The sequence below is a fragment of the Streptomyces sp. NPDC017056 genome, assembly GCF_044332485.1.
GTDB lineage: Bacteria > Actinomycetota > Actinomycetes > Streptomycetales > Streptomycetaceae > Streptomyces.
The window spans coordinates 97987-124778 of the sequence record NZ_JBIRPD010000006.1; the positions used below are offsets into that span (position 1 = coordinate 97987).

Annotated in this window: 20 protein-coding genes; 7 read left to right on the top strand and 13 right to left on the bottom strand. The window is 72.3% G+C overall.

Annotated elements, in window-relative coordinates; translation table 11 throughout:
- Window positions 1-103: 103 nt before the first annotated feature.
- Window positions 104-1582 (top strand): amino acid permease, encoded by a 1479-nt coding sequence (locus tag ACH4OW_RS13010; RefSeq protein WP_398027323.1) that lies wholly within the window; start codon window positions 104-106, stop codon window positions 1580-1582.
- 218 nt (window positions 1583-1800) lie between these two features.
- Window positions 1801-2442 carry a superoxide dismutase gene (locus ACH4OW_RS13015; protein ID WP_360122579.1) on the top strand — a complete coding sequence of 214 codons (642 nt, stop codon included), beginning with the start codon at window positions 1801-1803 and terminating at the stop codon, window positions 2440-2442.
- Window positions 2443-2592: 150 nt separating this feature from the next.
- Here ACH4OW_RS13015 and ACH4OW_RS13020 read toward each other — a convergent pair whose 3' ends face one another.
- A complete protein-coding gene (locus ACH4OW_RS13020; protein WP_398027325.1) occupies window positions 2593-3249 on the bottom strand; it encodes a DsbA family protein in 657 nt (218 codons plus the stop codon).
- A 102-nt stretch (window positions 3250-3351) separates the two neighbouring features.
- Between ACH4OW_RS13020 and pepN (ACH4OW_RS13025) the strand changes: the two genes are divergently transcribed.
- Together pepN (ACH4OW_RS13025) and ACH4OW_RS13030 are read left to right on the top strand one after the other, a co-directional pair.
- Window positions 3352-5934 carry an aminopeptidase N gene (gene pepN / locus ACH4OW_RS13025; protein WP_398027327.1) on the top strand — a complete coding sequence of 861 codons (2583 nt, stop codon included), beginning with the start codon at window positions 3352-3354 and terminating at the stop codon, window positions 5932-5934.
- A gap of 178 nt (window positions 5935-6112) precedes the next feature.
- Window positions 6113-7159 (top strand): hypothetical protein, encoded by a 1047-nt coding sequence (locus tag ACH4OW_RS13030; protein ID WP_398027329.1) that lies wholly within the window; start codon window positions 6113-6115, stop codon window positions 7157-7159.
- Window positions 7160-7174: 15 nt separating this feature from the next.
- Here the strand turns inward: ACH4OW_RS13030 and ACH4OW_RS13035 are convergent, their stop codons facing one another.
- Window positions 7175-8917, bottom strand: a complete 1743-nt coding sequence (locus tag ACH4OW_RS13035; RefSeq protein WP_398027331.1) for a TIGR03767 family metallophosphoesterase — start codon at window positions 8915-8917, stop codon at window positions 7175-7177.
- Between the two features lie 423 nt (window positions 8918-9340).
- Between ACH4OW_RS13035 and ACH4OW_RS13040 the strand changes: the two genes are divergently transcribed.
- Both ACH4OW_RS13040 and ACH4OW_RS13045 read left to right on the top strand, forming a co-directional pair.
- Window positions 9341-12676 carry a S8 family serine peptidase gene (locus ACH4OW_RS13040; protein ID WP_398027333.1) on the top strand — a complete coding sequence of 1112 codons (3336 nt, stop codon included), beginning with the start codon at window positions 9341-9343 and terminating at the stop codon, window positions 12674-12676.
- A gap of 83 nt (window positions 12677-12759) precedes the next feature.
- Window positions 12760-13791: an aspartate-semialdehyde dehydrogenase gene (locus ACH4OW_RS13045; RefSeq protein WP_360122597.1), complete on the top strand. Its 1032-nt coding sequence runs from the start codon at window positions 12760-12762 to the stop codon at window positions 13789-13791.
- A gap of 73 nt (window positions 13792-13864) precedes the next feature.
- Here ACH4OW_RS13045 and ACH4OW_RS13050 read toward each other — a convergent pair whose 3' ends face one another.
- From ACH4OW_RS13050 to ACH4OW_RS13060, 3 genes are all read right to left on the bottom strand, one after another.
- Complete coding sequence (locus ACH4OW_RS13050; protein WP_398027336.1) at window positions 13865-14386, bottom strand: DUF1203 domain-containing protein; 522 nt, start codon at window positions 14384-14386, stop codon at window positions 13865-13867.
- A 66-nt stretch (window positions 14387-14452) separates the two neighbouring features.
- A complete protein-coding gene (locus ACH4OW_RS13055; RefSeq protein WP_360122603.1) occupies window positions 14453-14800 on the bottom strand; it encodes a type II toxin-antitoxin system PemK/MazF family toxin in 348 nt (115 codons plus the stop codon).
- A complete protein-coding gene (locus tag ACH4OW_RS13060; RefSeq protein WP_360122606.1) occupies window positions 14787-15017 on the bottom strand; it encodes a ribbon-helix-helix domain-containing protein in 231 nt (76 codons plus the stop codon). Before ACH4OW_RS13060 ends, ACH4OW_RS13055 begins: the two co-directional genes overlap by 14 nt.
- Before the next feature lie 113 nt (window positions 15018-15130).
- On the opposite strand from ACH4OW_RS13060, the gene pepN (ACH4OW_RS13065) reads away from it, so the two are divergent.
- Complete coding sequence (gene pepN, locus ACH4OW_RS13065; protein ID WP_398027338.1) at window positions 15131-17707, top strand: aminopeptidase N; 2577 nt, start codon at window positions 15131-15133, stop codon at window positions 17705-17707.
- Window positions 17708-17819: 112 nt separating this feature from the next.
- Here the strand turns inward: pepN (ACH4OW_RS13065) and ACH4OW_RS13070 are convergent, their stop codons facing one another.
- The 8 genes from ACH4OW_RS13070 to ACH4OW_RS13105 all read right to left on the bottom strand — a co-directional run bounded on the left by ACH4OW_RS13070 (window position 17820) and on the right by ACH4OW_RS13105 (window position 26422).
- On the bottom strand, window positions 17820-18119 hold the full coding sequence (locus tag ACH4OW_RS13070) for a hypothetical protein (protein WP_360122612.1): 300 nt from the start codon (window positions 18117-18119) through the stop codon (window positions 17820-17822).
- Window positions 18120-19215: 1096 nt separating this feature from the next.
- Window positions 19216-20373, bottom strand: a complete 1158-nt coding sequence (gene alc / locus ACH4OW_RS13075) for an allantoicase (RefSeq protein WP_398027340.1) — start codon at window positions 20371-20373, stop codon at window positions 19216-19218.
- 185 nt (window positions 20374-20558) lie between these two features.
- Window positions 20559-21524 carry a LysR family transcriptional regulator gene (locus tag ACH4OW_RS13080; RefSeq protein WP_360122618.1) on the bottom strand — a complete coding sequence of 322 codons (966 nt, stop codon included), beginning with the start codon at window positions 21522-21524 and terminating at the stop codon, window positions 20559-20561.
- Between the two features lie 35 nt (window positions 21525-21559).
- Window positions 21560-22534, bottom strand: coding sequence for an acyl-ACP desaturase (locus tag ACH4OW_RS13085; protein ID WP_360122621.1), 975 nt, complete (start codon window positions 22532-22534; stop codon window positions 21560-21562).
- A gap of 182 nt (window positions 22535-22716) precedes the next feature.
- Entirely contained in the window at window positions 22717-22959 is a 243-nt protein-coding gene (locus tag ACH4OW_RS13090) for a hypothetical protein (protein WP_360122624.1), read from the bottom strand.
- A 113-nt stretch (window positions 22960-23072) separates the two neighbouring features.
- Entirely contained in the window at window positions 23073-23576 is a 504-nt protein-coding gene (locus ACH4OW_RS13095) for a hypothetical protein (RefSeq protein WP_398027343.1), read from the bottom strand.
- 363 nt (window positions 23577-23939) lie between these two features.
- Window positions 23940-26120 (bottom strand): 4-alpha-glucanotransferase, encoded by a 2181-nt coding sequence (malQ, locus tag ACH4OW_RS13100; RefSeq protein ID WP_398027345.1) that lies wholly within the window; start codon window positions 26118-26120, stop codon window positions 23940-23942.
- Window positions 26120-26422 carry a hypothetical protein gene (locus ACH4OW_RS13105; RefSeq protein WP_398027347.1) on the bottom strand — a complete coding sequence of 101 codons (303 nt, stop codon included), beginning with the start codon at window positions 26420-26422 and terminating at the stop codon, window positions 26120-26122. Before ACH4OW_RS13105 ends, malQ begins: the two co-directional genes overlap by 1 nt.
- Between the last annotated feature and the right edge of the window lie 370 nt (window positions 26423-26792).

Below are 26792 nucleotides of genomic sequence, written 5' to 3' on the forward strand. Positions count from 1 at the left end.
ACTGCTGCACGACTGTTGCCCTGAGCGGACACCGACACTCAAACTGAGCGCGTTTTCCGACGATCGTCTCGCTCCGCTCTCACTTAACGGGACAGGTACGACCATGAATCGGACACCTTCGTCCACCACGCCCGAGCGCGAGCGCACCGGCCGGGCCCCGGGCGCCGACGGCACCGGCGCCGCGGCGGGCCCCGACTCCGGGCCCCCGCTGTCCAACGGACTCAAGCAGCGGCATCTGTCGATGATCGCCCTCGGCGGCGTGATCGGCGCCGGGCTGTTCGTCGGCTCCAAGGAGGGCATCGCGGCGGCCGGCCCCTCGATCGTGCTCGCCTACGCCGTCTCGGGCTGCCTGGTCATGCTCGTGATGCGGATGCTCGGCGAGATGGCGGCGGCGAGCCCGGCCTCCGGCTCGTTCTCCGTGCACGCCGGACGCTCGATCGGCCCGTGGGCGGGCTTCACCACCGGCTGGATGTTCACCGCGCAGCTGTGTGTGGCGGTGGCCGCCGAGGCGATCGGCGCCGCCGGGATCATGACCGGCTGGTTCCCGGACACGCAGCCCTGGATGTGGGTGCTGCTGTTCATGGTGGTCTTCTGCGGCGCGAACCTGGCCGCGGTCAGCAACTTCGGCGAGTTCGAGTTCTGGTTCGCCGCCCTGAAGATCACCGCGATCGGCATCTTCCTCGTGCTCGGCCTGCTCGCCATCTTCGGCGTGCTGCCCGGCACCTCGGCCCCCGGCGCGGCCCACCTGACCGGCAACGGCGGCTTCCTGCCCAACGGCTCGGACGGCCTGGTGATCGGCCTGCTGGCGTCCGTCTTCGCCTACGGCGGCCTGGAGACCGTGACGATCGCCGCCGCCGAGTCCAAGGACCCGGTGCGCGGCGTGGCCCGCGCCGTACGGACGGCGATGTGGCGCATCGCCCTGTTCTACGTCGGCTCGATGGCGGTCATCGTGACCGTCATCCCGTGGGACAACGCGGATATCGCCAAGAACGGCCCCTACGTCGCGGTCCTGGACTACCTGCGCATCCCCGCGGCCGGCCAGATCATGAACGTCGTCATCCTGATCGCCCTGCTGTCCGCGATGAACGCCAACATCTACGGCTCCTCCCGGATGGCGCACTCCCTCGCCGCCCGCGGCCAGGGCCCGCGCTTCCTGCGCACGGTCAGCGGCGGCGTGCCGCGCCGCGCGGTGATCCTGTGCTCCGCCTTCGGGTTCCTCGCGGTGCTGTTCAGCTACTGGTGGCCGGAGACCGTCTTCCAGTGGCTGCTCAACATGGTCGGCGCGGCGATCCTGGTGGTGTGGGGCTTCATCGCCGTGGCGCAGCTGCGGATGCGCCGCCGGCTGGAGCGCGAGGAGCCGGGGAAGCTGGTCGTGCGGATGTGGCTCTTCCCCTTCCTGACGTGGGTGGCGCTGGCCGGTGTGGTCGCGGTGCTGCTGCTGATGCTGCGGGACGAGAACCAGCGCATCCAGCTGTACTTCACCGGCGGATTCGCGCTGGTGCTCATCGCCGTCGGCCTCGTCAAGCAGCGAATGGCGGGGCAAAAGGCGGCGGAGGAAGGCGCGGAAACCCCGTCCAAGTAAGGCTTGCCTAACTGAATTCCGCGTAGTGCGGTAAGCCTTACCTCACTAAAGCGGCCGCTCTTTTCGGAGGCGGTGCCGGACCTCGGACCGAGGTCGGGCACCGCCTCCTTCTTTTGGCCCAGACCCCGCCCCACGGCAGCTTCGTGATCACTCATGCTGGTAGCGTGCAGTTGCAAGTCGATTGCAATTAAAGGTCGTAAGCAGCTGGAGGGCTCGACATGGCCACCTACAATCTTCCGGAACTTCCGTACGACTACGCGGCGCTCGAACCCGTCATCAGCCCCGAGATCATCGAGCTGCACCACGACAAGCACCACGCCGCATACGTCAAGGGCGCCAACGACACCCTGGAGCAGCTCGCCGAGGCGCGCGACAAGGACCAGTGGGGCTCGATCAACGGCCTGGAGAAGAACCTCGCGTTCCACCTCTCCGGCCACATCCTGCACAGCATCTACTGGCACAACATGACCGGTGACGGCGGCGGCGAGCCGCTGGACAAGGACGGCGTGGGCGAGCTGGCGGACGCCATCGCCGAGAACTTCGGCTCCTTCGCCAAGTTCAAGGCCCAGCTGACCAAGGCCGCGGCCACCACCCAGGGCTCCGGCTGGGGCGTGCTCGCCTACGAGCCGATCACCGGCCGCCTCATCGTCGAGCAGATCTACGACCACCAGGGCAACGTCGGCCAGGGCTCGGTCCCGATCCTGGTCTTCGACGCCTGGGAGCACGCCTTCTACCTCCAGTACAAGAACCAGAAGGTGGACTTCATCGAGGCGATGTGGCGCGTCGTCAACTGGCAGGACGTCGCCAAGCGCTACACGGCCGCCAAGGAGCGCGCCAACGTCCTGCTGATCGCTCCCTGATCTCCGGGACACCCGATGAGCGTCCTGCCTCGTGATCGTCTTCTCAACCTTCACCCGGCAGGCGGATAACGGAACGGCCCCCGCGAGGACATGACTCGCGGGGGCGGTTCTGTATGCGCGGTGTGTGCTCGTACGCGGTGACGCGGTGGCTCAGCCGAAGACCGGCCCCTGCGTCCGCGTCCGCTTGATCTCGTAGAAGCCCGGGATGGACGCGACCATCAGCGTGCCGTCCCACAGCTTCGCGGCCTCCTCGCCCTTGGGCGCGGGGGTGACGACCGGCCCGAAGAAGGCGATCTGCGCGCCGTCGGAGCCGGGGACGGCGATGACCGGCGTGCCGACCTCCTGGCCCACCAGGTCGATGCCCGCCTTGTGCGAGGCGCGCAGCTCCTTGTCGTACGCGTCGGTGTCCCCGGCGTCGGCCAGCTCGGCGGGCAGCCCGGCCTCCTCCAGGGCGGCCTTGATCGTCTCCTTGGTGCGCGGCAGCCCCTGGTTGTGGAAGCGGGTGCCGAGCGCGGTGTAGAGGCGGGCGAGCGCCTCGGGGCCGTGCTGCTGCTCGGCTGCGACGCACACCCGCACCGGGGCCCACACCGCGCCGCCGGGGCGGTTCTTCTCTCGGTACTCCTCCGGCAGCTGGTCGAGCTTGTCCTCGTTCAGCACGCCGAGGCTCATCACGTGCCAGCGCACCTCGACCGGGCGCACCTTCTCCACCTCCAGCATCCAGCGGGAGGTCAGCCAGGCCCACGGACACGAGGGGTCGAACCAGAAGTCGGCCGGGGTCTTCGCGGTGCCTGCGGCGTTGTCGGACATCGTCTCTCCTCCTGGAGCGGTTCGGTGGACGCTTCAACCGGCGGACGGCGTGCCATGATTCCCAGTGTTCGATACACGAGACGAGGACGAGGGAGTCGCGTCGTGCCCGGTGAGAATCTGTCCCGAGACGAGGCCCGGGAGCGGGCCGGCCTGCTGAGCGTCGACGGGTACGACGTGGCGCTGGACGTGCGGTCAGCGGTCGGGGAGGGCGAGGCGGCGCGGACCTTCGGCTCGCGCACCACCGTGCGCTTCCGGTGCGCCGAGCCCGGCGCCGCGAGCTTCGCCGACCTCGTGGCACCGTCCGTCACCGCCGTCACCCTCAACGGCCGCGAGCTGGACCCGGCCGAGGTCTTCGACGGCGCCCGGATCGCGCTGCCGGACCTGGCGGCGGAGAACACGCTGGTGGTGGAGGCCCGGTGCGCGTACAGCCGGACCGGCGAGGGGCTGCACCGCTTCGTCGACCCGGAGGACGGCGAGGTCTACCTCTACACGCAGTACGAGCCGGCCGACGCGCGCCGGGTCTTCGCCAACTTCGAACAGCCCGACATGAAGGCCCCGTTCCGCTTCGAGGTGACCGCACCCGCGGACTGGGTGGTGCTCAGCAACGGCGCCCAGGCCGGCGAGCCCGTGGACGGCACGTACCGGTTCGCCGGGACGCGGCCGATCTCGACGTACATCACGGCCGTCGTCGCCGGCCCGTACCACTACGTCTCGGACACCTACCGGCGCACCCTCGACGACGGCACGGAGCTGGAGATCCCGCTCGGCGCGCTGTGCCGCAAGGGGCTGGCGCGGCACTTCGACCCCGAGGACATCTTCACCGTCACCAAGCAGGGCCTGGACTTCTTCCACGACCACTTCGACTACCCGTACCCCTTCGGGAAGTACGACCAGGCGTTCGTGCCGGAGTACAACATCGGCGCGATGGAGAACCCGGGCTGCGTCACCTTCCGTGAGGAGTTCGTCTTCCGCGGCAAGGTGACCGACGCGTCCTACGAGCGCCGCGCCAACGTCATCCTCCACGAGATGGCGCACATGTGGTTCGGCGACCTGGTCACCATGCAGTGGTGGGACGACCTGTGGCTCAAGGAGTCGTTCGCCGACTTCATGGGCGCGTTCTCGCTGGTGGAGGCGACCCGCTTCACCAACGGCTGGATCACCTTCGCCAACAGCCGCAAGGCCTGGGCGTACCGCGCCGACCAGCTCCCCTCCACCCACCCGGTCACGGCCGACATCCGCGACCTGGAGGACGCCAAGCTCAACTTCGACGGCATCACGTACGCCAAGGGCGCGGCCGTCCTCAAGCAGCTGGTGGCGTACGTGGGGCGGGACGCGTTCCTGGAGGGCGCGCGGCGCTACTTCAAGCGGCACGCCTACGGGAACACGCGCCTGGACGACCTGCTGTCCGTCCTGGAGGAGACCTCGGGACGCGACCTGGCCGCCTGGTCGCACGCCTGGCTGGAGACGGCGGGCGTCAACGCGCTCACGCCGCAGGCGACGTACGACGCCGAGGGCCGGATCACCGAGCTGAGCGTCCTCCAGGAGGCGGCCCCCGCGCGCCCCGAACTGCGCCCGCACCGGGTGGCCGTGGGGCTGTACCGGCGGGAGAACGCGGACGGCGCGCTGGTGCGCTACGCGCGCGCCGAACTGGACGTCACCGGGCCGCGCACGGTCGTCACCGAGCTGGCCGGCGCCGACCGCCCCGAACTGGTCCTGGTCAACGACGACGACCTGACGTACTGCAAGGTCCGCTTCGACGAGCGGTCGCTGGCGACGCTGCGCGGCCACCTCGGCGAGCTGACCGACCCGCTCGCGCGGGCGCTGTGCTGGTCGGCGGTGTGGGGCCTGACCCGCGACGGGCTGATGCCCGCCCGCGACTACCTCGGCCTCGTCCTGCGCTTCGCCGGCCGCGAGTCGGACGTCGGCGTGCTCCAGTCGCTGCACGCGCAGGCGGGCTACGCGCTCACCCACTACACGGCCGCCGACCACCGCGACGAGGCCGCGCGGGAACTGGCGCAGGGCGCGCTGCACGAACTGCGGCTGGCCGAGCCCGGCAGCGGGCACCAGCTGTCCTGGGCGCGGTTCTTCTCCTCGGTGGCCGCCACGGCGGCCGACCTCCAGCTGCTCCAGGGCCTGCTGGACGGCACCGCCAAGATCGACGGCCTGGAGGTGGACCAGGAGCTGCGGTGGACGTTCCTGGAGCCGCTGGCCGCGCACGGCGCCGCCGACCGGGCCGCCATCGACGCCGAACTGCGGCGCGACAACACCGCCTCCGGCCGCCGCCACCACGTACGCTGCCTGGCCGCCCGGCCCTCGGCCGAGGTCAACGCGCGCGCGTGGGCGGACGTGGTGGAGTCCGACGAGCTGTCCAACGCCCTCGTCGAGGCGACGATCTCCGGCCTCGTCCAGCCGTCGCAGCGGGAGCTGCTGGCCCCGTACACGCCGAAGTACTTCGACGCCATCGAGCGCGTCTGGCGCGAGCGGTCGATCGAGATCGGGATGGCCGTGGTCCGGGGGCTGTTCCCCCTCCTCCAGGGCGACCAGGAGACGCTGGACGCGGCGGACGCCTGGCTGGCCGGGCACCCCGACGCCCCGCCCGCGCTGCGGCGGCTGGTGTCGGAGTCGCGTGACGACCTGGCGCGGGCCCTGCGCGCACAGACCTGCGACGCGCAGGCCGCGCGGTAGCCGGGACGTCCGTGCGGGCACCCGGCCAGGTGTACGGGTGCCCGCTCGGCCCGGGTCCGGCCCGAACCAGTCGTTTTCGGCAGTCGAACTCCCGTACTTTAGTGCGGCGTTGTCCAGATTTGTCGACGGGCGTGTAACAGGCGTTAGGAGGCGGCGCGGCAGCGGGAATGGCCCGGGCATGAACCACACTTCCCCAACCTCCGGCGGGGAGTCCTCCACCCCGCTCTCCCCCCGTACCCTCCACAGCCGCAACGGCGCCGGGCCGCGCGTGCTGACCAGCCGGCAGCTGCGCGAGCACGGCATCGGCGCGGCGGAGGCCGCCGAGCGGTGCCGCCCCGGCGGCCCGTGGCAGCAGGTGCTGCCGGGCGTGCACCTGCTCCACCCCGGCCCGCCCACCAGCGAGGAGCGGCTGCACGCCGTCCTGCTGTACGCGGCGAGCCGGGTCCCCGACGTGCCCGCGCAGGGCGGCGGCGCGCCCGCGGAGGAGGCGATGATCACCGGGCTGGCGGCGCTGGCCCTGCACCGCTTCTCGGCCGCTCCCCCGCTGCTCTCCCTGGACCGCATCCAGGTGCTGGTGGCGCGCACCCGGCGGCTGCGCACGACCGGTTTCGCCCAGGTCGTCCGTACGCCGGTCATGCCGGTGCCGCAGCGGGTCACCGGCGTGCCGGTGGCCCCCGTCCCCCGGGCCCTCGCGGACGCCGTCGGCGGGCTCACGGACGCCTGCACGGTCCGCCGGCTGCTGACCGAGGCGGTGCGCGGCGGCCACTGCGAGGCGGCGGCGGTGGTGCGGGAGCTGAGCCAGGCGCGGCTGCTGAACCGGCCGCACGTGGTGGACGCGGTGGACGCGCTGCTGGCCGAGGGCCGTGCGATGGCCGAGGGCCGGCTGTACGAACTGGTGCGGGAGTACGGCCTGCCGGACCCGCTGTGGAACGTGGACCTGCGGCTGCCCGGCGGCCCGCACCTGGGCGGGGTGGACGCGTACTGGCCCGAGCAGGCGGTGGCCGTGGAGATCGACGCGCGGGCGCCGCGCCCGGAGGAGGACGAGGTCTGGTCGCAGTACGCCCGCAAGCGCGAGCACCTGGAACAGCTGGGCCTCACGGTCGTCCACGTCACCCCGCGCAAGCTGCGCGACGCGCCCGAGCAGCAGGCCGCGGTGCTCCGCACGGCTCTGATGGCGGCGGAGGACCGGGACCCGGGCGCGTACGTGGTGGTGCTGCCGCGCTGACCCCGGCGGCGCCCGTCAGTGCCGCTTCAGCAGCAGTTCGGTGTTGCGGTCACCGGGGCCGCCGGCCAGATCGCTCCGGGCCCCCGGCGCGTTGCAGGACAGTTCGCGGTAGAGCGCGGCCAGGCCCCGCTGCGAGAGGTCGCGGAAGTCCGTACGGGACGGCGCGCCCGACTCCACGAGCGTGGTGAACAGGGACAGCGTGCCGTCGCGGTTGTCCGTCACCTCCACGACGCGGGCCAGCTGCGGGAAGTCGACGTGCGAGGCGGTGGTGACCTCCCAGAACGTGCCGTGCGGGGTGATCTGGTTGCGGTGGCTGTGGCCGTTGACCCACGCCCGTACGTTGCGGTGCCGGGAGAGCAGCGCGACCAGCTCGGCCCCGCTGTGCCGCCGCTCGGCCGGGTGGGCGGGATCGGGCACGGTGTTGTCCATCGACGTACTGGTGTGGTGGCTGAAGACGAGGACGTGCTCGTACGGGTGGGCCCGCAGCGTGCGGTCGAGCCAGCGCAGCTGTCCGGAGCCGAGGGAGCCGGTGTGGTGGCCGCCGGGGTCGGTGGTGTCGAGGCTGACGCCCACCACGTCCTCCGCGATGCGGAAGCTGTAGTACAGCCGGTCGGCGTCGAGGTCGGCCGCCGTATAGCCGTGGCCGTGCGGTCCCGGGCCGGTGTAGCGGGGATCGAGGTGCGCGCGCAGGTAGCCGGCGCGGGTGAAGGGGACGCGGCGCTCGTCCGGGGTGACCGAGCGCGCCCGCTTTCCGTGCGCCTTCAACAGGTCGGCGAATGCGCGCCGCCCGGGTCCCGGGCCGCCGAGCACCGCGAGGTAGGCGCGGATCGCCTCGTCGGCGGGCAGCAGTTCCAGCTTGCGCCCGCCGGTGGCGATCTCGGCCAGGAACGGGTCGTCGGGGGCGCAGCAGCCGCCCGGCAGCGAGTCGTGGTTGCCGACGGTCGAGTACCAGGGCAGGTGCAGGCCGGGGCTGGTGACCGTACGGGTCGCCGCCTCCAGGAAGCCCGGCACGCCGGGGAAGCCGCGGAGCTTGTCGGCGTCGCGCAGGTCGCTGTCCGGCTGCCAGTAGAGCGGGTGGTTGCTGTTCTGCACCCCTTCGTAGTGGCGTGGGTCGCCGGTGTTGGGGGTGATCCGGCCGCCGCTCAGCGCGGTGAGGAACCAGTCCAGTTCGATGCTGGAGTTGTTGTCCGTGTTGTCGCCGGTGGTCATCGCGAAGGACAGCGGCGCTCCGGTGGCGGGCCCGCCGGGCAGGCTGTTGACGCGCTCCACGAGGGAGACCGCGCCCGCGACGGACAACGCCTCCTGCGGGCGCCAGGCGCCGGCCGCCCGCACCCGAAGGTATTCGTGGCGCAGCGGATTCTGCACGTCGACCAGGTGCAGGTCGGTGAGCTGCACGAAGGAGGCCAGTACGGTGCGCCGGTCGTCCCGGCCGGGGCGCGCGGCGGCGAGTTCGGCGCGCACGACGCGGTCCCAGCCGGGGCCCTCGGCGAGTCTGCGGTACCCGGCGGCGCCGCGCGGGGTGGCCACCGTGGCGAGGGTGGTGCCTTCGGTGTAGGGCACCGGGGGCACGGGCAGCGGAGCGATGGGTTCCGGCGCGACGAGGGGCGGGGCGGAGCTGTCCGGCGCGGCGGCCGGTGCGGCGCCGGGCCCGTAGGCCAGCGCGAGGGCGGTGGCCGCGCCGACGGCACCGGCGGTGGCGAGGAAGGCGCGGCGGTTCACGTCGGGGGCGGCGGGGGCGGCGGACCGTGTACGGGGCATGCGCGAGCTCCCTGGTACGGACGGGCAGCGGCGGGGGCGGTGCGGAATCCCCGCGACCGCTCCCTCACCAGGGAGCGTTGGCAGCCGTAATGGACCTCGGGTGAACCGTGCGGCAACGCCGGCCGCCGATCGCCGGACAGGGATCACAGCGGCCGACGATGGTTACCGGGCCCTCGGGCCAGGGGCGGGCCGAGGTCACCGGAGGTTCATGTCACGGGGTAGGCGGGCGGCGGCCCGGAGCGGCCCGGCGCCGGGCGGCGAAAGCACCGGACGTACCGCCCGCACCCCCCGCACACCCCGTACGGCCCGCACGAATGTTCACAACCTTGTGATCACAGACCTCCCCAAACCCCGCCCCCTTACGTCATATTGAGCGGTCATACAGGTCCGATTTCCGGACCCTTCACCTTGAAGAGGTGTGTGATGACCCCCGACACCCCCCGTCCGGCCGCCGGCCGGGCCAGACGCACGGCCCGGCTCGCGGCCGTCGCGGCCGTCGCCGTGGCGACCGCCGCCGGGCCCGCCCTCACCGCGGCGGGCACCGCCCACGCCGCCGGCAATGACGCGGACACCCGAATATCCGCCGGCGCCGCGTCCGTGCCGAAGCCCCCGCGGGACAAGCTCGGTTCGCAGGACGCCGAGCTGCTCGCCAAGGCCAAGGCCGGCGGCGCCCGGTTCGTCTCGATGATGCTGGCCACCGCGCCCGGCGCCACCGAGCAGGCGGCCGCCGGGCTCGACTCCCTCCAGGGCGCCTCCGTCGGCCGTACCGACGACAAGCTCGGCTACGTACGCGCCACCGTGCCCACCGCCCAGGCCGACGCCGCCATCGCGAAGATGGCGAAGCTGTCGGACGTGCACGCCATCGACCTGCGGCAGGAGATCAAGCTGCCGGACCCGCGGCCCGACGCGGGCGGCAGGGCCAAGGGCAAGCCGCAGGCCGGAGGTTACCCGGCGCCCGGCAAGGACACCCCGGCGAAGAACCCGTACCAGCCGTCCTTCGAGACCGGCGCGGTGGACTTCGTCCGCGACCACCCCAAGGCCGACGGCCGCGGCGTGACCATCGGCATCCTCGACTCCGGCGTGGACCTGGCGCACCCCGCGCTCCAGAAGACCACCACCGGCGAACGCAAGATCGTCGACTGGGTGACCGCGACCGACCCGATCAGCGACGGGGACCAGACCTGGCGCCCGATGACCACGGCCGTCTCCGGCCCGTCCTTCACCTACAACGGCCGGACCTACAAGGCCCCCGAGGGCTCGTACCGGATCAGCACCTTCGCCGAGGCCGCCACCACCGGCGGCGACATGAAGGGCGACCTGAACCGCGACGGCGACACCACCGACCGCTGGGGCGTGCTGTACGACCCGGCCGCCGGCACGGTCCGCGTGGACCTCAACGACAACGGCGACTTCACCGACGACAAGCCCATGAAGCCGTACAAGGACGGCTTCGACATCGGCTACTTCGGTGAGGACAAGCCGGACACCCCGATCGCCGAGCGCATCCCGTTCACGGTGGAGGTCCGCAAGGACGTGCCCATGGACCCGCTCGGCGGGGACTGGGCGGGCAAGAAGGCCGACTTCGTCAACATCGGCGTCGTCGAGTCGGAGCACGGCACGCACGTCGCGGGCATCACCGCGGCGAACGGCCTGTTCGGCGGGAAGATGAACGGCGCGGCGCCCGGCGCCAAGCTGGTCTCCTCGCGCGCCTGCACCTGGAGCGGCGGCTGCACCAACATCGCGCTCACCGAGGGCATGATCGACCTCGTCACCAAGCGCGGTGTCGACATCGTCAACATGTCGATCGGCGGCCTGCCCGCGCTCAACGACGGCAACAACGCCCGCGCCGAGCTGTACACCCGGCTGATCGACACCTACGGCGTCCAGCTGGTCATCTCGGCGGGCAACAGCGGCCCCGGCGCCAACACCATCGGCGACCCGGGCCTGGCCGACAAGGTCGTCAGCGTCGGCGCGTCCATCTCGAAGGAGACCTGGGCGGCCAACTACGGCTCCGCGGTGACGCGCAAGTACGCCATGCTGCCGTTCTCCTCCCGCGGCCCGCGCGAGGACGGCGGGTTCACGCCGGTCATCACCGCGCCCGGCGCGTCCATCAACACCATCCCCACCTGGGAGCCCGGCGGCCCCACCGCCGAGGCGGGCTACGACCTGCCGCCCGGCTACGCCATGCTCCAGGGCACCTCGATGGCCGCGCCGCAGGCCACCGGCGCGTCGGCGCTGCTCCTGTCCGCCGCGAAGCAGCAGCGCGTCGCGCTGCCCCCGGCGAAGCTGCGCACCGCGCTGACCTCGACCGCCAAGCAGATCAAGGGCTTCCAGTCGTACGAGCAGGGCTCCGGCCTGATGGACATCCGGGCCGCCTGGTCCGCGATCCGTGACGGCGCCGCCGCCCACGAGTACACGGTCCGCGCCCCGGTGAAGACGGCCCTGTCCGACCACCTGAAGACGCCCGGGTACGGCACCGGCCTCTACGACCGCGAGGGCGGCCTCAAGGTGCGGCAGTCGCGCACGTACGAGCTTTCCCTCACCCGCACCACAGGACCCGACCGTCCCGTCCGCCACGAGCTGGACCTGATCAACAACGACGGCACCTTCGACCTGCCGGACGAGGACGGCGCCGTCTGGCTGCCGCTGAACCAGCCGGTGACCGTCGAGATCACCGCCAAGCCCCGCACCGCGGGCATCCACAGCGTCACCCTGGACCTGGACGACCCGCGCACCGAGGGCGTGGACCGCAAGATCCTCGCCACCGTCGTGGCCGCCGAGCCGCTGGCCGCGCCCACCCACGCGCTCGCCAAGTCAGGCACCGTCCAGCGCAACGCCACCACCTCCCACTTCATCACCGTCCCCCAGGGCGCCAAGGCCCTCGAGGTCTCGATGAGCGGGCTCGCCGCCGGCAGCCAGACGCGCTGGATCGCCCTCACCCCGCAGGGCGTACCGGCCGACCCGACCGGCACCCCGAACTGCTACCCCAACTACCCGAACCCGGCCAACACCTGCGACCCGACGCGGCGCACGTACAAGAACCCGGCGCCCGGCGTCTGGGAGCTCGAAGTCGAGTCGCGGCGCACCTCGCCGCTGCTGGACAACCCGTACACGGTCACCGCGGCCACCGTCGGCACCACCTTCGACCCGGCCGTCCGCGTCCTGCCGGAGGCGAAGACCAACACCCCGGCCCCGGTGGACTGGAAGGTCACCAACGGCTTCGCCGCCGTCGAGGGCACCCTCAAGGGCGGCGAGCTGGGCTCGTCCCGCACCGAACGCCCGACGATCAAGGAGGGCGCTTCGCAGCGGTACGAGGTCGTCGTGGGCGACGGCGCGTCCCGCCTGGACGTCGCGATCGGCGCGCCCGCCGACACCAAGGCCGACCTCGACCTGAGCGTCCTGCTCGGCGGCAAGGTCGTCGCGTCGTCGGCGACCGGCAGCTCGGACGAGGCGGTCAGCATCGCCAAGCCCGCGCCCGGCACGTACACCGTCGTCGTGGACGGCTTCGCGGTGCCCGCCGGCAGCACCGCCTACGACTACCGTGATGTGTATTACTCCCCCGCGCTCGGCTCGCTCAAGACGGACGAATCGAAACGGGTGAAGCTGGGTAGCGGCACATCGACGCAGGTCACGGCCGAGGTCTCGGTCGCGGGACCGGCCCCCGAAGGACGCGCGTTCTTCGGGGAGGCCCGGCTGCTGACCGCCTCCGGAACGGTCGCGGGCAGTGGCAGCGTGCGCATCGAAAAGGTCGTGCCGTGACGGCCTGAGATAGTGGACAGTAACGGGGCGGGTGCCCTCGACGGCACCCGTTCCGCTGCTGTACGTACCGAACAAGGAGTGCCATGAGGATCGGAATCGTCGGAGCCACCGGTCAGGTCGGCGGCGTGATGCGGGGCATTCTCGCCGAGCGGAACTTCCCGGTGGAGCAGCTGCGACTGTTCGCCTCGGCCCGCTCCGCCGGGCGTACGCTCCCGTGGCAGGACACCGAGATCACGATCGAGGACGCGGCCACCGCCGACTACTCCGGCCTGGACATCGTGCTCTTCTCCGCGGGCGGCTCGACCTCCAAGGCGCTGGCGCCGAAGGTCGCCGACGCGGGCCCGGTCGTGATCGACAACTCCTCCGCCTGGCGGATGGACCCCGACGTCCCGCTGATCGTCTCCGAGGTCAACCCGCAGGCGATCTCCGAGCGCCGCAAGGGCATCATCGCCAACCCGAACTGCACGACCATGGCCGCGATGCCGGTGCTGCGCCCGCTGCACGCCGAGGCCGGGCTGACCGCGCTGGTCGTCGCCACCTACCAGGCGGTCTCCGGCAGCGGCCTGGCGGGCGTCGCCGAGCTGGACGAGCAGGTGCGCAAGGCCGTCGAGCAGGACGCGACCAAGCTCACCCACGACGGCTCGGCCATCGACTTCCCCGAGCCGGACAAGTACGTCCGCCCGATCGCCTTCAACGTGCTGCCGATGGCCGGCTCCATCGTCGACGACGGCCTGAACGAGACCGACGAGGAGCAGAAGCTCCGCAACGAGAGCCGCAAGATCCTGGAGATCCCGGGGCTCAAGGTCTCCGGCACCTGCGTGCGCGTCCCGGTGTTCAGCGGCCACTCACTGCAGGTCAACGCCCGTTTCGAGCGTGAGATCACCCCGGAGCGCGCCAACGAGCTGCTGGCCGGCGCCCCCGGCGTCGCCCTCTCGCACGTGCCCACCCCGCTCCAGGCCGCCGGCCAGGACGCGTCCTACGTGGGCCGCATCCGCAGGGACGAGACGGTCGAGCACGGCCTGTCCCTGTTCCTGTCCAACGACAACCTGCGCAAGGGCGCGGCCCTGAACGCGGTCCAGATCGCCGAGCTGGTCGCGGCGGAACTGCGCGGCTGAGCCGTTTCCGCACGCGTGGCGGGGCCCGTACGGACGTACTCCGTACGGGCCCCGCGGCGTACGTACGTGCCGTCTACGGCCGCCGCACCTCGAAGTGGAAGCACCCGTATTCGAGGGCGCGGACGTGCACCAGCGCGACGTCCGGCTGCGCGAACGCCTCCGTGAGCGCCGCGTCGAACCCGGCGTCCGCGTCCTCGGGGACCTCGAAGAGCCGCCCGCCGACGATGTGCCCGTCCGCGTCGTACCGCCGCAGCGTCCGCAGGGCTCCCGGCCGCGCGAAGGGGTATCCAGGGCGGTTGTCCTCCGGCCCGCCGCACTCCCCGGCGTGGATGAACACCGGCCCGCACTCGTCGTACGCCCCCGGCCGGGCCCAGGTTTCCTCGGCCCACCGGCGCAACGGCGCGTACGAGACGAGCGCGACCCGCTCGCCTGCCTCGATGGGCCGCAGACAGCAGCGCAGCGGGCCGCCCACGCTGTCCACGTGATCGTTCGCGCTCCCGGCGGCGAACGGCTCCACGGCCCGCCCGGAGTCGTCCGCGTCGCGCAGTTCCTTGAGGGCCGCTTCGGGGATGGGGAGGGGTGTGTACGTCGTCATACGTACAGGGTGGACGGGCATCCGGCCCGTTCCCGGCGGAAATCGGACGCCGAGGTGACGTGGCGCTCAGAGCGCCAGGTGCCTGCGCAAGGCGGCATCCAGCCCGGCCATCACCCGCGCCGGAACGCTGCCGACCCGCCGCCCCAGCCGCTCGACGGACACCGCGCGCACCTGCTCGCACTGGGCCTTGGAGTCCCTCGGAAGCCCGCAGTCGCCGGCGGTCAGCAGCACCTGGAACGGGAAGACCCGCGTGACGTTGGAGGTGACGGGCACCACCGTGAGCACACCCCGTCCCGCGCGCTGCACGGACCGGTTGGCCGCGTCGTTGGACACCAGGACGGCCGGGCGCATCTTGTTGGCCTCGCTGCCCCGGACAGGCTCCAAGTCGACCAGGTAGACGTCACCGCGCCGCATCGGCGATCCCGTCCCCCGAGACCCGGTCCCACAGCTGGGCGTCGTCGCTCTCGTCCCACTCCTCCCACGCCGAGGCGTAGTCCGCCTCCAGCTCGGAGGCGCGCAGCAGCTCGACCGCCGCGTGTATCACGGCCGACCTCGATTCGGCGTCCGTCTTCTTGCCGTACGCGTCGAGGAAGGCGATGTCCTCTTCCGGCAGACTGACACTGATCTTCATACCCCCCATCCTACTTGAGTAAGACCAGGGGTGCTACCTCGATTACCACTCTCCGCAACGGCGCGCCTCCATGGAAGGATTGGGCGAAAGTCCGAAGCGAAGGAGATGAACGGGTGCCTGGCACGAATCTGACCCGCGACGAGGCGCAGCAGCGGGCGCGGCTGATCAGCGTGGACGCGTACGAGATCGATCTGGACCTCTCCGGTGCGCAGGAGGCGGGCGAGGGCGGCACCTACCGGTCGGTGACCACGGTGCGGTTCGACGTCGCCGAGGCGGGTGCGGAATCGTTCATCGACCTGGTGGCGCCGACCGTGCGCGAGGTGGTGCTCAACGGTGACCCCCTGGACCCCGGCACGGTGTTCCGGGACTCCCGGATCGCGCTGCCGGGGCTGCGGGAGGGCCGCAACGAGCTGACGGTCGTCGCGGACTGCGCGTACACCAACACCGGCGAGGGCCTGCACCGCTTCGTCGACCCGGTCGACCAGCAGGCGTATCTGTACACCCAGTTCGAGGTGCCGGACGCCCGCCGGGTGTTCGCCAACTTCGAGCAGCCGGACCTCAAGGCGACGTTCGCCTTCACCGTGAAGGCCCCCGAGGGCTGGAAGGTGATCTCCAACTCGCCGACGCCCGAACCGCGCGACAACGTGTGGCACTTCGCGCCCACCCCGCGGATCTCCACGTACATCACCGCGCTGATCGCCGGCCCGTACCACAGCGTGCACAGCACCTGGGAGGGCGACGGACGCTCGGTGCCGCTGGGCATCTACTGCCGCCCCTCGCTGGCCGAGCACCTCGACGCGGACGCCATCTTCGAGGTCACCCGGCAGGGCTTCGACTGGTTCGAGGAGCAGTTCGACTACGCGTACCCGTTCGCCAAGTACGACCAGCTGTTCGTGCCGGAGTTCAACGCGGGCGCGATGGAGAACGCGGGCGCGGTGACCATCCGCGACCAGTACGTGTTCCGCTCGAAGGTGACGGACGCCGCGTACGAGACGCGGGCCGAGACCATCCTCCACGAGCTGGCCCACATGTGGTTCGGCGACCTGGTCACCATGGAGTGGTGGAACGACCTGTGGCTGAACGAGTCGTTCGCCACCTACACCTCCATCGCCTGCCAGGCGTCGGCACCCGGCAGCCGCTGGCCGCACGCCTGGACCACGTTCGCGAACTCGATGAAGACCTGGGCGTACCGGCAGGACCAGCTGCCCTCCACGCACCCGATCATGGCCGAGATCCGCGACCTGGACGACGTCCTGGTCAACTTCGACGGCATCACGTACGCGAAGGGCGCGTCCGTCCTCAAGCAGCTCGTCGCGTACGTCGGCAGGGACGAGTTCTTCCAGGGCGTCCAGGCGTACTTCAAGGCGCACGCGTTCAAGAACACCCGCCTGTCCGACCTGCTCGGCGCGCTGGAGGAGACCAGCGGGCGTGACCTCAAGACCTGGTCGAAGGCGTGGCTGGAGACGGCCGGCATCAACATCCTGCGCCCGGAGCTCCAGGTCGCCGAGGACGGCACGGTCACCTCCTTCGCCGTGCGCCAGGAAGCGCCCGCGCTGCCGGCCGGCGCCAAGGGCGAGCCGGTGCTGCGGCCGCACCGCATCGCGATCGGCTGCTACGACCTGGAGGACGGCAAGCTGGTCCGTACGAACCGGATCGAGCTGGACGTGGACGGCGAGCGCACCGAGGTGCCGTTCCCCGCGAACACGCCCCGCCCGGCCGTCATCCTCCTCAACGACGACGACCTGTCGTACGCGAAGGTGCGGCTGGACGAGGACTCCCTGCGGGTCGTCACCGAGCACCTGGGCGACTTCGCCGAGTCGCTGCCGCGCGCGCTGAGCTGGGCGTCGGCGTGGGACATGACGCGGGACGGCGAACTGCCCACCCGCGAGTACCTGGAGCTGGTGCTGTCGGGCATCACCAAGGAGTCCGACATCGGCGTCGTGCAGTCGCTGCACCGGCAGGTGAAGCTGGCGCTGGACCTGTACGCGGCCCCGGACTGGCGGGAGACCGGCCTCGCGAAGTGGACCGAGGCGGCGCTGGAGCAGCTGCGGGCCGCGGCCCCCGGCAGCGACCACCAGCTGGCCTGGGCCCGCGCGTTCGCTGCGGCGGCCCGTACCGACGCGCAGCTGAACCTGCTCCAGAGCCTGCTGGACGGCACGCAGGAGATCCCGGGGCTGGCCGTGGACACCGAGCTGCGCTGGTCGCTGGTGCAGCGGCTGGCCGCGACCGGCCGCGCCGACGAGAAGGTCATCGAGGCGGAGCTGGAGCGCGACCGGACCTCGGCGGGCGAGCGGCACGCCGCGGCGGCACGGGCGTCCCGGCCGACCGCCGAGGCGAAGGCGGAAGCCTGGGCCTCGGTCGTGGAGAGCGACAAGCTCCCCAACGCGGTACAGGAAGCGGTCATCGGCGGCTTCGTCCAGACCGACCAGCGGGAGCTGCTGGCCCCGTACGCGGAGAAGTACTTCGCCGAGGTCAAGGGCGTCTGGGACGCGCGCAGCCACGAGATGGCGCAGCAGATCGCGGTCGGCATGTACCCCGCCCTCCAGGTCTCGCAGGAGACCCTGGACGCGACCGACGCCTGGCTCGCCTCGGCCGCCCCGAGCGCGGCCCTGCGCCGCCTGGTGACGGAGTCCCGCTCCGGCATCGAACGCGCCCTCAAGGCCCAGCGGGCGGACGCGGCGGCGGCGTAACGGCCGTGCGGCGCTGAGGAACGGTGCAGTGCCCCGGGCCGGGTGGCCCGGGGCACTGCACCGTTCAGAGGCGGCCGACCGGTGTGGCACCAAGTGCCGTACCGGCGGCCGTTCAGTGCTGGTTCAGGTACCAGGTACCGGCTGCCGTCGCGGTCAGGATGCCGCTGATCCAGCGGAACAGCCGCGGGGAGACGTAGAGGGTCAGTTCGAAGTGACCGTCCAGGTTCATCACCAAGCGCCTGCGGTGGCCGTGCCGGGGGCCGGGGGCGTCCGCGGGGGTGACCGGGGCGCCGCCTGCCGGAGAAGAGCTGAGGGGCGGCCCGGAGGGGGTAAGACCGGCGCTGCCCGTGGTACTGCCGACGTCACCGGCGGGCGGAGGCCCCTGGGTCCGGTCGGAGGTCGGTTCGTTCATTGGGTAACTCCTATGGTTCAGCCGACAGCTTTGTCGGCTCTCATCCGGCGAGAACCCGAACCACGCCTGCTCCAACGGCCAAGTAGGGAGGCGCGGACGGAAATGGACGCTGCTCCCCCGCAGCACGCGTTGAGACCATTAAGGCTGCCGCGCCCGGCGCTGGCAACCGATTCCCGTGACCTTGAGGTGCCGACGAGGGCGTTGGGTGCCGGCGGGTAGGAGCATGCCGCGCCGCGCCGGTCGGACATATGACGCTCATTCAGCTCAAAGTCCGTGCGCGCCTCTCGTCTACTTGCGAGTAGCGCCAAGACCCAGGCGACGCGTGTGACCAACGCGACAGCAGTACCCGGCAGCAGTACGCGGCTCCCGCGGCGGACGCCGACAAGATCGTTGCACCTTGCGGTTCGTGAACCAACTGGTCAGTACGGGCGACTGGTTCACCCCTGAACAAGCCCCGCGCCCGTCTGTAGGCGCGCCCCGCACAACAGTGCACGGTCAGTGGTCCACCGGAGAAAAAGGATCACCCTTGCAAATGATATTCCGACCGCCGAAGCCCGAGCGGCCCCGCCCGGGCCGCAAAAGCCGGTACCGGAAACCGCCGCCCCTTCCCTACTTGGCCGTTGGAGCAGGGGCGGCGGCTCTCGCCGGACGCGGAGACCACGTCCTGACCTGGCCGTCAGCCCACTGCGGACGCATACAGGACGCACCCGCGGCAGCCGGTCGACGGCCGCACCCAAGGATAGTGTCGCGACACCGGAAATCCGCGGGGAAGTGACGTCAAACACGCCATCCCGGAGGCAACGGTGTGCTATTTCAGCGCACTACGGGTTTCATGGTTTGGCATGCTCAAATTTCGCTCAAATTGAGTTTCGCATTGCGTACATCGATTTGGGAATCTGTCGACAAGCCGCACCGGGATCACAGGATCGGCGCCTTCCGCCGGTGCCACGTCAGCCGAAGTGCGCACCGTCGTGACACCGCGTGCCGCGAAAATGGTGACGCCCGGCAGGCGGGCGCGTGGTGCGCCGCCGCCTGCCGGGCGGGCCGGTGCTCGCGTGCGGCCGGCCCCCCTCCGGCCGGCCCCGCGCGGGACGCGTCAGCCGCTCAGGTCGTCGAAGCGGCGGACCAGTGCGGCGCGCCCCTCGTCGGTGAGGTCGCCGTGCAGGCGCAGCCGGGCGAGGCCGCCGTCGGGGAAGACGTCCAGCCGTACGTGGGTGGCGGTCACCGTGCGCGGGAGCACGAAGCGGTGCGGGGTGTCGGGCTGGAGCTTCGTCTGCGGCAGGATCTCGAACCAGGACGCCTCGTCCGCCGGGTCGGCGGTCGCCGCATCGCACCCGTAGAGCGCCGCCCAGCCCGCCGCGTTGCCCTTCAAGTACGCGGTGTCGAGCTCGACGGCGCGTAGCTCGCCCTGCGCGGCGAGGCGGAACCGTACCCAGTCGTTGGTGTCGCGGACGCGGCGGCGGCGGTTTTCCCAGCCGTCGTCCATCTTGCGCGACAGGTCGGGCTGGATGAGCTGGGCGGGCGAGGAGTAGAAGCGGTCGGAGGCGTCCTCGACGGTGCCGCCGTTCAGGACGGACAGCAGGTCGACGGTGCCGAGCACGTCCAGCCAGGCCGGGTCGGGCACGACCTCGCCGTGCACCCGCAGCCGGGCGATGCCGCCGTCGGGGTGCTGCTTGAGCCGCAGGTGGGTGAAGCGGCGTTCTGCGTTGACCTCGAAGCCGTTGGCGGCGTGGCCGCGTACCGGCGTGCGCGGGACGATCTCCTCCCACTTCACGTCGTCGGCGAGCAGGTCCTCGGGGCCCGGGCTGCCGGGGACCGAGGTGGCCTCGACGGTGATCTGCTGCGGGTAGTTGCCGCGGAAGTGGGCGGTGTCGACGATCACGCCGCGGACGACGCCGGGGGCGGCGAGCCGGATCAGCGCCCAGTCGTGCTCGTCGTCGGTGGGGAAGGGGTGCGCTCCGTCGGCCCCGCGCCGCCGCCGGGTCTCCCAGCCGTCCATGATCTTGCCCTTGTGGCCGAAGCGCTCCGGGTCGAACACCGCGGGTCCCGGCGTGAGCAGGTTCTCGCGCTCGGCGAAGAACTCGTCGTTCGCGGCGATGACGCCGGCGCCGAAGCGGCGGTCGGCGAGGTCGACGAGCGAGGTGAAGGGGAAGTCACCGCCGCGGTAGTCCGCGTAGGGGTCGCCGCCGCCGTAGGGCGCGGCGTCGTTGGCGTGCGGGTCGGTGGAGGAGGCAACGGCCGGGGTGCTGGTCATCTCTGCCCTTCGGTGAGGGGGTGACGCGGACTCCTCGACGATTGCAGGAACGATTACCTCAGGTCTATCGAAAGTTTCTGGAGGATGTGTTCAGGTGGGCTGAATGGTGGGCGGGTGTATTCAGGTGGGCTGAATGGTGGGTGGGTGGGTGGGTGGGTTCGGGCGAGCCGCACGGTGGTGCCGGATCAGCGGGCCGCTTCGTCCGGCGGTACGGCTGTGCCCGCCGCCACCTGCCGGAGCCCGGCCAGCACCCGCGCCAGGCCCGGCGCCCCCTCCGCCCCGCGCCGCACCGCCGCCACAACGTGCCGCCGCGGCTGGTCGGCCCTGAGCACCCGTACCGCCACCGCGGCGGTGCCCCCTTCGCCCCCCACGGGCCCGGACCGGCCCCGTACGCCCGACATCGCCATCCGCGGCACCAGCGCGACCCCCATGCCCGCACCCACCATGGCGAGGATCGCGTCCCAATCGGCGGCGGCGTGCGCCCGCTCCGGTACGAACCCGGCGTGCTCGCACGCGGTGGTGGTGATCTGTGACCAGGGACCGCTGCTCCCGAAGATCCACTGCTCGCCCGCCAGGTCGGCCAGCCGCAGCCCCGGCTCGTCGGCCAGCGGGTGCCCGGCGGGCAGCGCCACGTCCAGCGGGTCGGCCAGCAGCGAGAACCGCGTGAACTTCGGGTCCCGGGGCGTCGGCGCGTGCGCGGCCAGCGAGAGCGCGAGGTCGACGCTGCCCTCCGCCAGCAGCTCGTACGCCTCCGCCGCCTCCGCCTCCCGTACGGACACGGCGAGGCCGGGATGCGAGCGGCGCAGCTCCTGTACGGCGGGGACCACCAGCGCGGGGATCGCGGTGGAGAACGCGCCGACCCGCACCTCGCCGGCCTCGCCCTGGAGGTAGCCGAGCAGCTCGGCGTCGGCGCGCTCCAGCTGCGCGAAGACGGCTTCGGCGTGCCGCAGGACCAGCTGCGCGGCGTCCGTCAGGCGGACGCGCCGGCCGTGGGCCTCCAGGAGCGTCACCCCGAGCTGCCGGGCCAGCCCGGTCAGTTGCTGCGAGACCGCCGAGGGCGTCAGATGCAGCGCTTCGGCGGCCGCGGTGACCGTGCCCAGTTCGTGGAGGGTGCGCAGGACGCGCAGCTTCTTGATGTCCCAGTCGGCCATGCGGGCAGCGTACGCAGCGGTACGTCCTTGCCTCGCTAGCCCCTCGCCGCCCGGCGGGCCTCCCTGGCCTCCAGCCGCTCGTCGAACTTGCGCGCCTGGTCGTCCAGGCCGCCCATGAACAGCCCCAGTTCCTCCTGGGCGCGCAGCCCGGCCGGGCCGAGGCCGCCGATCTCCATGACCTTCAGGAAGCGCAGCACCGGCTGGAGCACGTCGTCGTGGTGGATGCGCAGGTTGTAGATCCGCCCCATCGCCATCCTGGCCGCGGCGCGCTCGAAGCCGGGCATGCCGTGTCCGGGCATGCGGAAGCCCGTGACGACGTCCCGTACGGCGCACATGGTCTGGTCGGGCGCGAGTTCGAAGGCGGCGCCGAGGAGGTTCCGGTAGAAGACCATGTGCAGGTTCTCGTCGGTGGCGATGCGCGCCAGCATCCGGTCGCAGACCGGGTCGCCGGAGTGGTGGCCGGTGTTGCGGTGCGAGATGCGGGTCGCCAGCTCCTGGAAGGCGACGTACGCGACCGAGTGCAGCATGCTGTGCGCGTTGTCGGACTCGAAGCCCGCCGACATGTGCGCCATGCGGAACCGCTCCAGCTCGACCGGGTCCACGGCCCGGCTGGTGAGCAGGTAGTCCCGCATGACGATGCCGTGCCGGCCCTCCTCCGCGGTCCAGCGGTGCACCCAGGTGCCCCAGGCGCCGTCCCGCCCGAAGAGGCTGGCGATCTCGTGGTGGTAGCTGGGCAGGTTGTCCTCGGTCAGCAGGTTCACGACCAGGGCGATCCGCCCGATGTCGGACACCTTGGACTGCTCGGGCGCCCAGGGTTCGCCGCCCATGACGCCGTCGAAGTTCCGGCCGTCGCTCCACGGCACGTACTCGTGCGGCATCCACTCCTTGGCGACCTTCAGATGCCGGTTGAGTTCCTTTTCGACGACCTCTTCGAGTGCGTACAGCAGCCGGGCGTCGCTCCATGCGGCCTGGCCGCCCTCGGTGGCGTGGCGGTCGGGGGCGATGGTCAAGGGAACTCCTGGGGACGGGGATACCTACGGCTCCGTAGGTTACGCCATCGTAGGTTAGGACGATGTGAAGGCAACCTCCAGGCGGAATGCAGCCCTCCGGGGCGCCGGAACGCAAAAAAGGGCGCCCGCAGGTTCTCGCGAACCTGCGGGCGCCCTTTTCGAGGCGTCAGGAGAGCCCTGGATCAGCCCTTGGACTGCTTGCGGGACTTGTCACCGGCCATGACCAGGCCGGCGATGACCAGGAACAGGACGATGGGAGCGGCGACATAGAGGCCGAGCGTCTGGACGACACTCAGGCCCGGACCCGGGTCGTCACCATCGTCGCGGGTGAGCGCGAACGCGGGGGACGACATCAGCAGCAACAGCGCGGTGCCGGCCGTGACGGTTCCGGCGCGCAGGGCGTTCTTCTTGACCAGATTGCTCACGAGGTCAACGTATCGGACGCCGTTCACCCTCGCGCGCCCGGGGTCGCCTTACGGCTGACGCGGGCCGGGCAGGGGCCGGGCCGGGGCCGGATCAGGGCCGGACCGAAGCCGGATCAGGGCCGGGACAAGTGGGCGGTGACCGGCCCCAGGCGCGGGGCGGCGCGGGCCGCGAGGACCCGTACGCGTACGGCGTCGGCGGTCACCGGCGCCGGCGCCGGCAGGACCAGGATCCGCCGGTGCCCGACGGTCGTGCCCTCCGCGATCCGCCGCCACGCCCCGCCGGTCCGCGCCTCGACGGCGAACCGTTCCACCCGCTGCCCGGACCGCAGGTCCTCGCCCAGCCCGACCCGGTCGAACGTGACGCCTCCGGGCCGCGCGCCCGGCGCCCTTTCCAGAACGTTCCTGCCGTACGTGTCCCGCACGGCCCGCCCGAAGGCGGCGAGGGACGCCACGTCGGCCGCCGCGATCCGGCCGTCGCGCCCCGGCGGCACGTTGAGCAGCAGCGACGCGTTGCGGCCCACGCCCTTCTCGTTGCCGACCCAGCGCACGCCCTGCGGCCCCTGGAAGACGACCGTGCGCGGCGAGAGGCGGCGGATCGTCTCGAACCACTGCCGCACGTCGTACCGGTGAAGGTGTTCATGCCGAAGCGTGTGAACGCGGTGACTTCGCGCTGCTGCCAGGCGAGTTGGGCCGCGGTCGGCACGATGTGTGCGGCCTTCTCGATGATCCGGGCCGGGGTGTCGCACGGCTGGACGGCCAGCTGGGACGCGGGGCGCACGGGGCCGCCTCCGCCGTACCGCGCTCGCGTTCACCGTCGCCGCCGCTCTCGCCCCGCCCCAGATCTCCGCCGGCGGACGGGAGCACGCGCCCGCTCACCGGACCGCCGCGAGCCCCTGCCACGGGCGGATCTCTTGGACGGCGTCCACGGCATGGTGCCGTACGGCCCCGGCGGCCGGAAGACCGGCGGCCGCCCCTGCCCGCTACGGCCGCGGCGCGCCCGGCGCACGCATCAGGGCGCCCAGCTCGCGCATCAGCGCGTGCAGCCGCGGCGAAGCGGCGATCTCCTCCAGCGTCAACGGGCGGCCTTCCGCGTCGGCGACCGGCAGCCGCCAGTTGGGGTATTCGTCCGAGGTCCCCGGCAGGTTCTGCGGACGCCGGTCCCCCACCGCGTCCGGCAGCCACACCCCGACCATGCGGGCCGGCGTCCGCAGCAGGTAGCGGTGCAGCGCCTTGACGGCGGCCTCCTCGTCCGCCCGGCCCTCCGGCAGCAGCCCGAGCCGGCCCAGCAGCTCCAGCCACTCGCCGACCTCGACGGCCTCCGCCGCGCGCTCGTCCTGGAGCGGCCGGTCCAGCAGGCCGAGGCGGTCGCGGAGTTCGGCGTGCTGCCCGGTCAGCCTGGCCGCGGTGCTGGGCAGGTCGTGCGTGGTGACGGTGGCCAGGCAGTCGGCGCGCCAGGACTCCGGCGGCAGCGGCCGGGCCGCCGCGCCGGTGTAGTCCCGCTCGAACCACAGCACCGAGGTACCGAGCACGCCCCGCTCGGCCAGCTCCGTGCGCACCACCGGCTCGACGGTGCCCAGGTCCTCGCCGATGACGGCGGCGCCCGCGCGGTGCGCCTCCAGGGCCAGGACGGACAGCATCGCCTCGGCGTCGTACCGCACGTACGCGCCCTCGGTCGGCGGCCGGCCCTCCGGCACCCACCACAGCCGGAACAGGCCCATGACGTGGTCGATGCGCAGCGCGCCCGCGTTGCGCAGCAGGCCGTGCAGCAGGCCGCGGTACGGGGCGTAGCCCTGCGCGGCCAGCGCGTCCGGGCGCCAGGGCGGCAGGCCCCAGTCCTGGCCGCGGGAGTTGAAGGCGTCGGGCGGCGCGCCGACGGACATGCCGGCCGCGAAGGCGTCGCGCTGCGCCCAGGTGTCGGAGCCGGAGGGATGCACTCCGACGGCCAGGTCGTGCACCAGCCCGACGTCCATCCCGGCCTCGCGGGCGGCGCGCTGGGCGGCGGCGAGCTGCTGGTCGGTGTACCAGGCGAGCCGGCTGTGGAAGTCGATCCGGTCCAGCAGGCTGCCGCGCATCCGCGCCGTACGGGCCGAACGCGGGTCGTCCAGGCCGGCGGGCCAGGAGCGCCAGTCGGGCCCGTACCGCTCGGCCAGCGCGCACCAGGTGGCGTGGTCCTCCAGGCTCGCGCCCTGGCCGGCGAGGAAGTCGCAGTAGGCGGCGCGGCGGCCGGGGCCCAGCGGCACCTTCCAGAGCAGCTCCAGCGCCTGCCTCTTGAGGTCCCACACGGCGTCCCGGTCGATGAGCGCGCCCTCGTCGAGCACCCGTTCGCGCAGCTTCCCGGCCGCCGCGAGCAGTTCCCCCGCCCGGGTACGGGCGGCGCCCGCCAGGAAGCCGAACTCCGGGATGTCCTCGATCCGCAGGTGGACGGGGTCGGGGAAGCGGCGCGAGGAGGGCCGGTACGGCGAGGGGTCGGTGGGCGCTCCGGGGACGGCGGCGTGCAGCGGGTTGATCTGTACGAAGCCGGTGCCGAGGGCGCGTCCCGACCAGGCGGCCAGCTCGGCGAGGTCGCCCAGGTCGCCCATGCCCCAGGAGCGGCCGGAGAGCAGGGAGTAGAGCTGCACCATGAAGCCGTGGGTGCGGCCGGGCGGCGCGGGCATCCGGTCGGGCGCGACGATCAGGTGGGCGCGGGCGGAGCGGCCGTCGGGCGTGTGGGCGCGCAGGGTGTGGACGCCCAGGGGCAGGCGGCCCACGTAGCCGCGCGGCTCCGCCGTCCGGGTCCGGTGACGGCCGGGGGCCCGGCGGGCGTCGCGCGCGTCGTCGGCGGGCGGCTCGTAGGCGTAGTCCGGACGGCCCGAGGGGTCGAGGCCCCAGTCGAGCACCTCGCCCGGGCCGGTCTCCACCCGCAGTGCGGTGCCGTCGGGGAGCCGGGGCAGTTCCGGCGGGCGCCCGGGGCGCACCACGACGGTGGGCGGGAGCAGGGCACGGGCGGCTCCGAGCTCGTGCGTCTCCAGGGCGGCGCGTACGGCCTGCGGGGTCGAGGCGTCGACGCCGAGCGCGGCGAGCACGGCGACGACGGTGTCGTCACCGATGTGGACGGTTCGCCCCGGCGCGGGCTCGTAGGAGGTGCAGACGCCGTGCAGGTGGGCGAGCCGCGGTCGGCCCATCAGACCTCCATGGACTCCGTGCCCAGGCCGGCCGCGGTGGGCTCGCTGGTCAGCGGCAGCTCGGCGGCGATCGGGGACTCGCTGGTCAGCGGCGCGGCGTCGGCGAGCGGGGGTTCGCTGGTCAGGGGCGGTTCGCAGAAGCAGAGCGAGCCGGATCCGTCCAGGCCGGAGTCCGGGTCGGAGACCCCGGCGAACATATCCGGCTCGGCGGGTCCGGCCGATGCGGAGGGTTTGACGCGCTCTGCGGGGTACTCGGGGGCGGCGGACAGGGCATCGAGGAGGAGCTGAGCGGACGCGGCCACGGAGGGCCTCCCGTTCGTCGGTAGTGGGACACGACCTGCCCTACCCACTCCGGGCGGTCGCAGACGTACTCATTCAATCAACGTGCGCCAGGTCACACATCCCTCGTGCAGGCGATTTGCCGGTGGCGGACGGGTGGTAGCGCAGGGATACCTTTCGAACCGGCGTTCCGGAGGAAGTCCTCCGGGGTGGTCCCGTACGCCGTTCCCGCCCGCGGCGGCCCGCGCGTTCCCCCTGGTCCGCACGCCCGCCGACCTGCCGGAGCACGCTCCGCCACGGCTCGCACCGGACTCCCCCGCATAGCACCGCACCCGCCGCGACACGCCGGTCGCACGGGGCAAACCCGGCACTTCGCCGACTGCCGTTGACACC

Excerpts from the sequence above, each read along its gene's own strand:
- ACH4OW_RS13055 (WP_360122603.1), bottom strand. The coding sequence starts at position 14,800 with ATGCGGCGCGGTGACGTCTACCTGGTCGACTTGGAGCCTGTCCGGGGC.
- malQ (WP_398027345.1), bottom strand. The coding sequence starts at position 26,120 with ATGGGCCGACCGCGGCTCGCCCACCTGCACGGCGTCTGCACCTCCTAC.
- alc (WP_398027340.1), bottom strand. The coding sequence starts at position 20,373 with ATGACCAGCACCCCGGCCGTTGCCTCCTCCACCGACCCGCACGCCAAC.
- ACH4OW_RS13015 (WP_360122579.1), top strand. The coding sequence starts at position 1,801 with ATGGCCACCTACAATCTTCCGGAACTTCCGTACGACTACGCGGCGCTC.
- ACH4OW_RS13020 (WP_398027325.1), bottom strand. The coding sequence starts at position 3,249 with ATGTCCGACAACGCCGCAGGCACCGCGAAGACCCCGGCCGACTTCTGG.
- ACH4OW_RS13040 (WP_398027333.1), top strand. The coding sequence starts at position 9,341 with ATGACCCCCGACACCCCCCGTCCGGCCGCCGGCCGGGCCAGACGCACG.
- ACH4OW_RS13060 (WP_360122606.1), bottom strand. The coding sequence starts at position 15,017 with ATGAAGATCAGTGTCAGTCTGCCGGAAGAGGACATCGCCTTCCTCGAC.
- ACH4OW_RS13030 (WP_398027329.1), top strand. The coding sequence starts at position 6,113 with ATGAACCACACTTCCCCAACCTCCGGCGGGGAGTCCTCCACCCCGCTC.
- ACH4OW_RS13010 (WP_398027323.1), top strand. The coding sequence starts at position 104 with ATGAATCGGACACCTTCGTCCACCACGCCCGAGCGCGAGCGCACCGGC.
- ACH4OW_RS13045 (WP_360122597.1), top strand. The coding sequence starts at position 12,760 with ATGAGGATCGGAATCGTCGGAGCCACCGGTCAGGTCGGCGGCGTGATG.
- ACH4OW_RS13070 (WP_360122612.1), bottom strand. The coding sequence starts at position 18,119 with ATGAACGAACCGACCTCCGACCGGACCCAGGGGCCTCCGCCCGCCGGT.
- ACH4OW_RS13050 (WP_398027336.1), bottom strand. The coding sequence starts at position 14,386 with ATGACGACGTACACACCCCTCCCCATCCCCGAAGCGGCCCTCAAGGAA.
- ACH4OW_RS13035 (WP_398027331.1), bottom strand. The coding sequence starts at position 8,917 with ATGCCCCGTACACGGTCCGCCGCCCCCGCCGCCCCCGACGTGAACCGC.
- ACH4OW_RS13080 (WP_360122618.1), bottom strand. The coding sequence starts at position 21,524 with ATGGCCGACTGGGACATCAAGAAGCTGCGCGTCCTGCGCACCCTCCAC.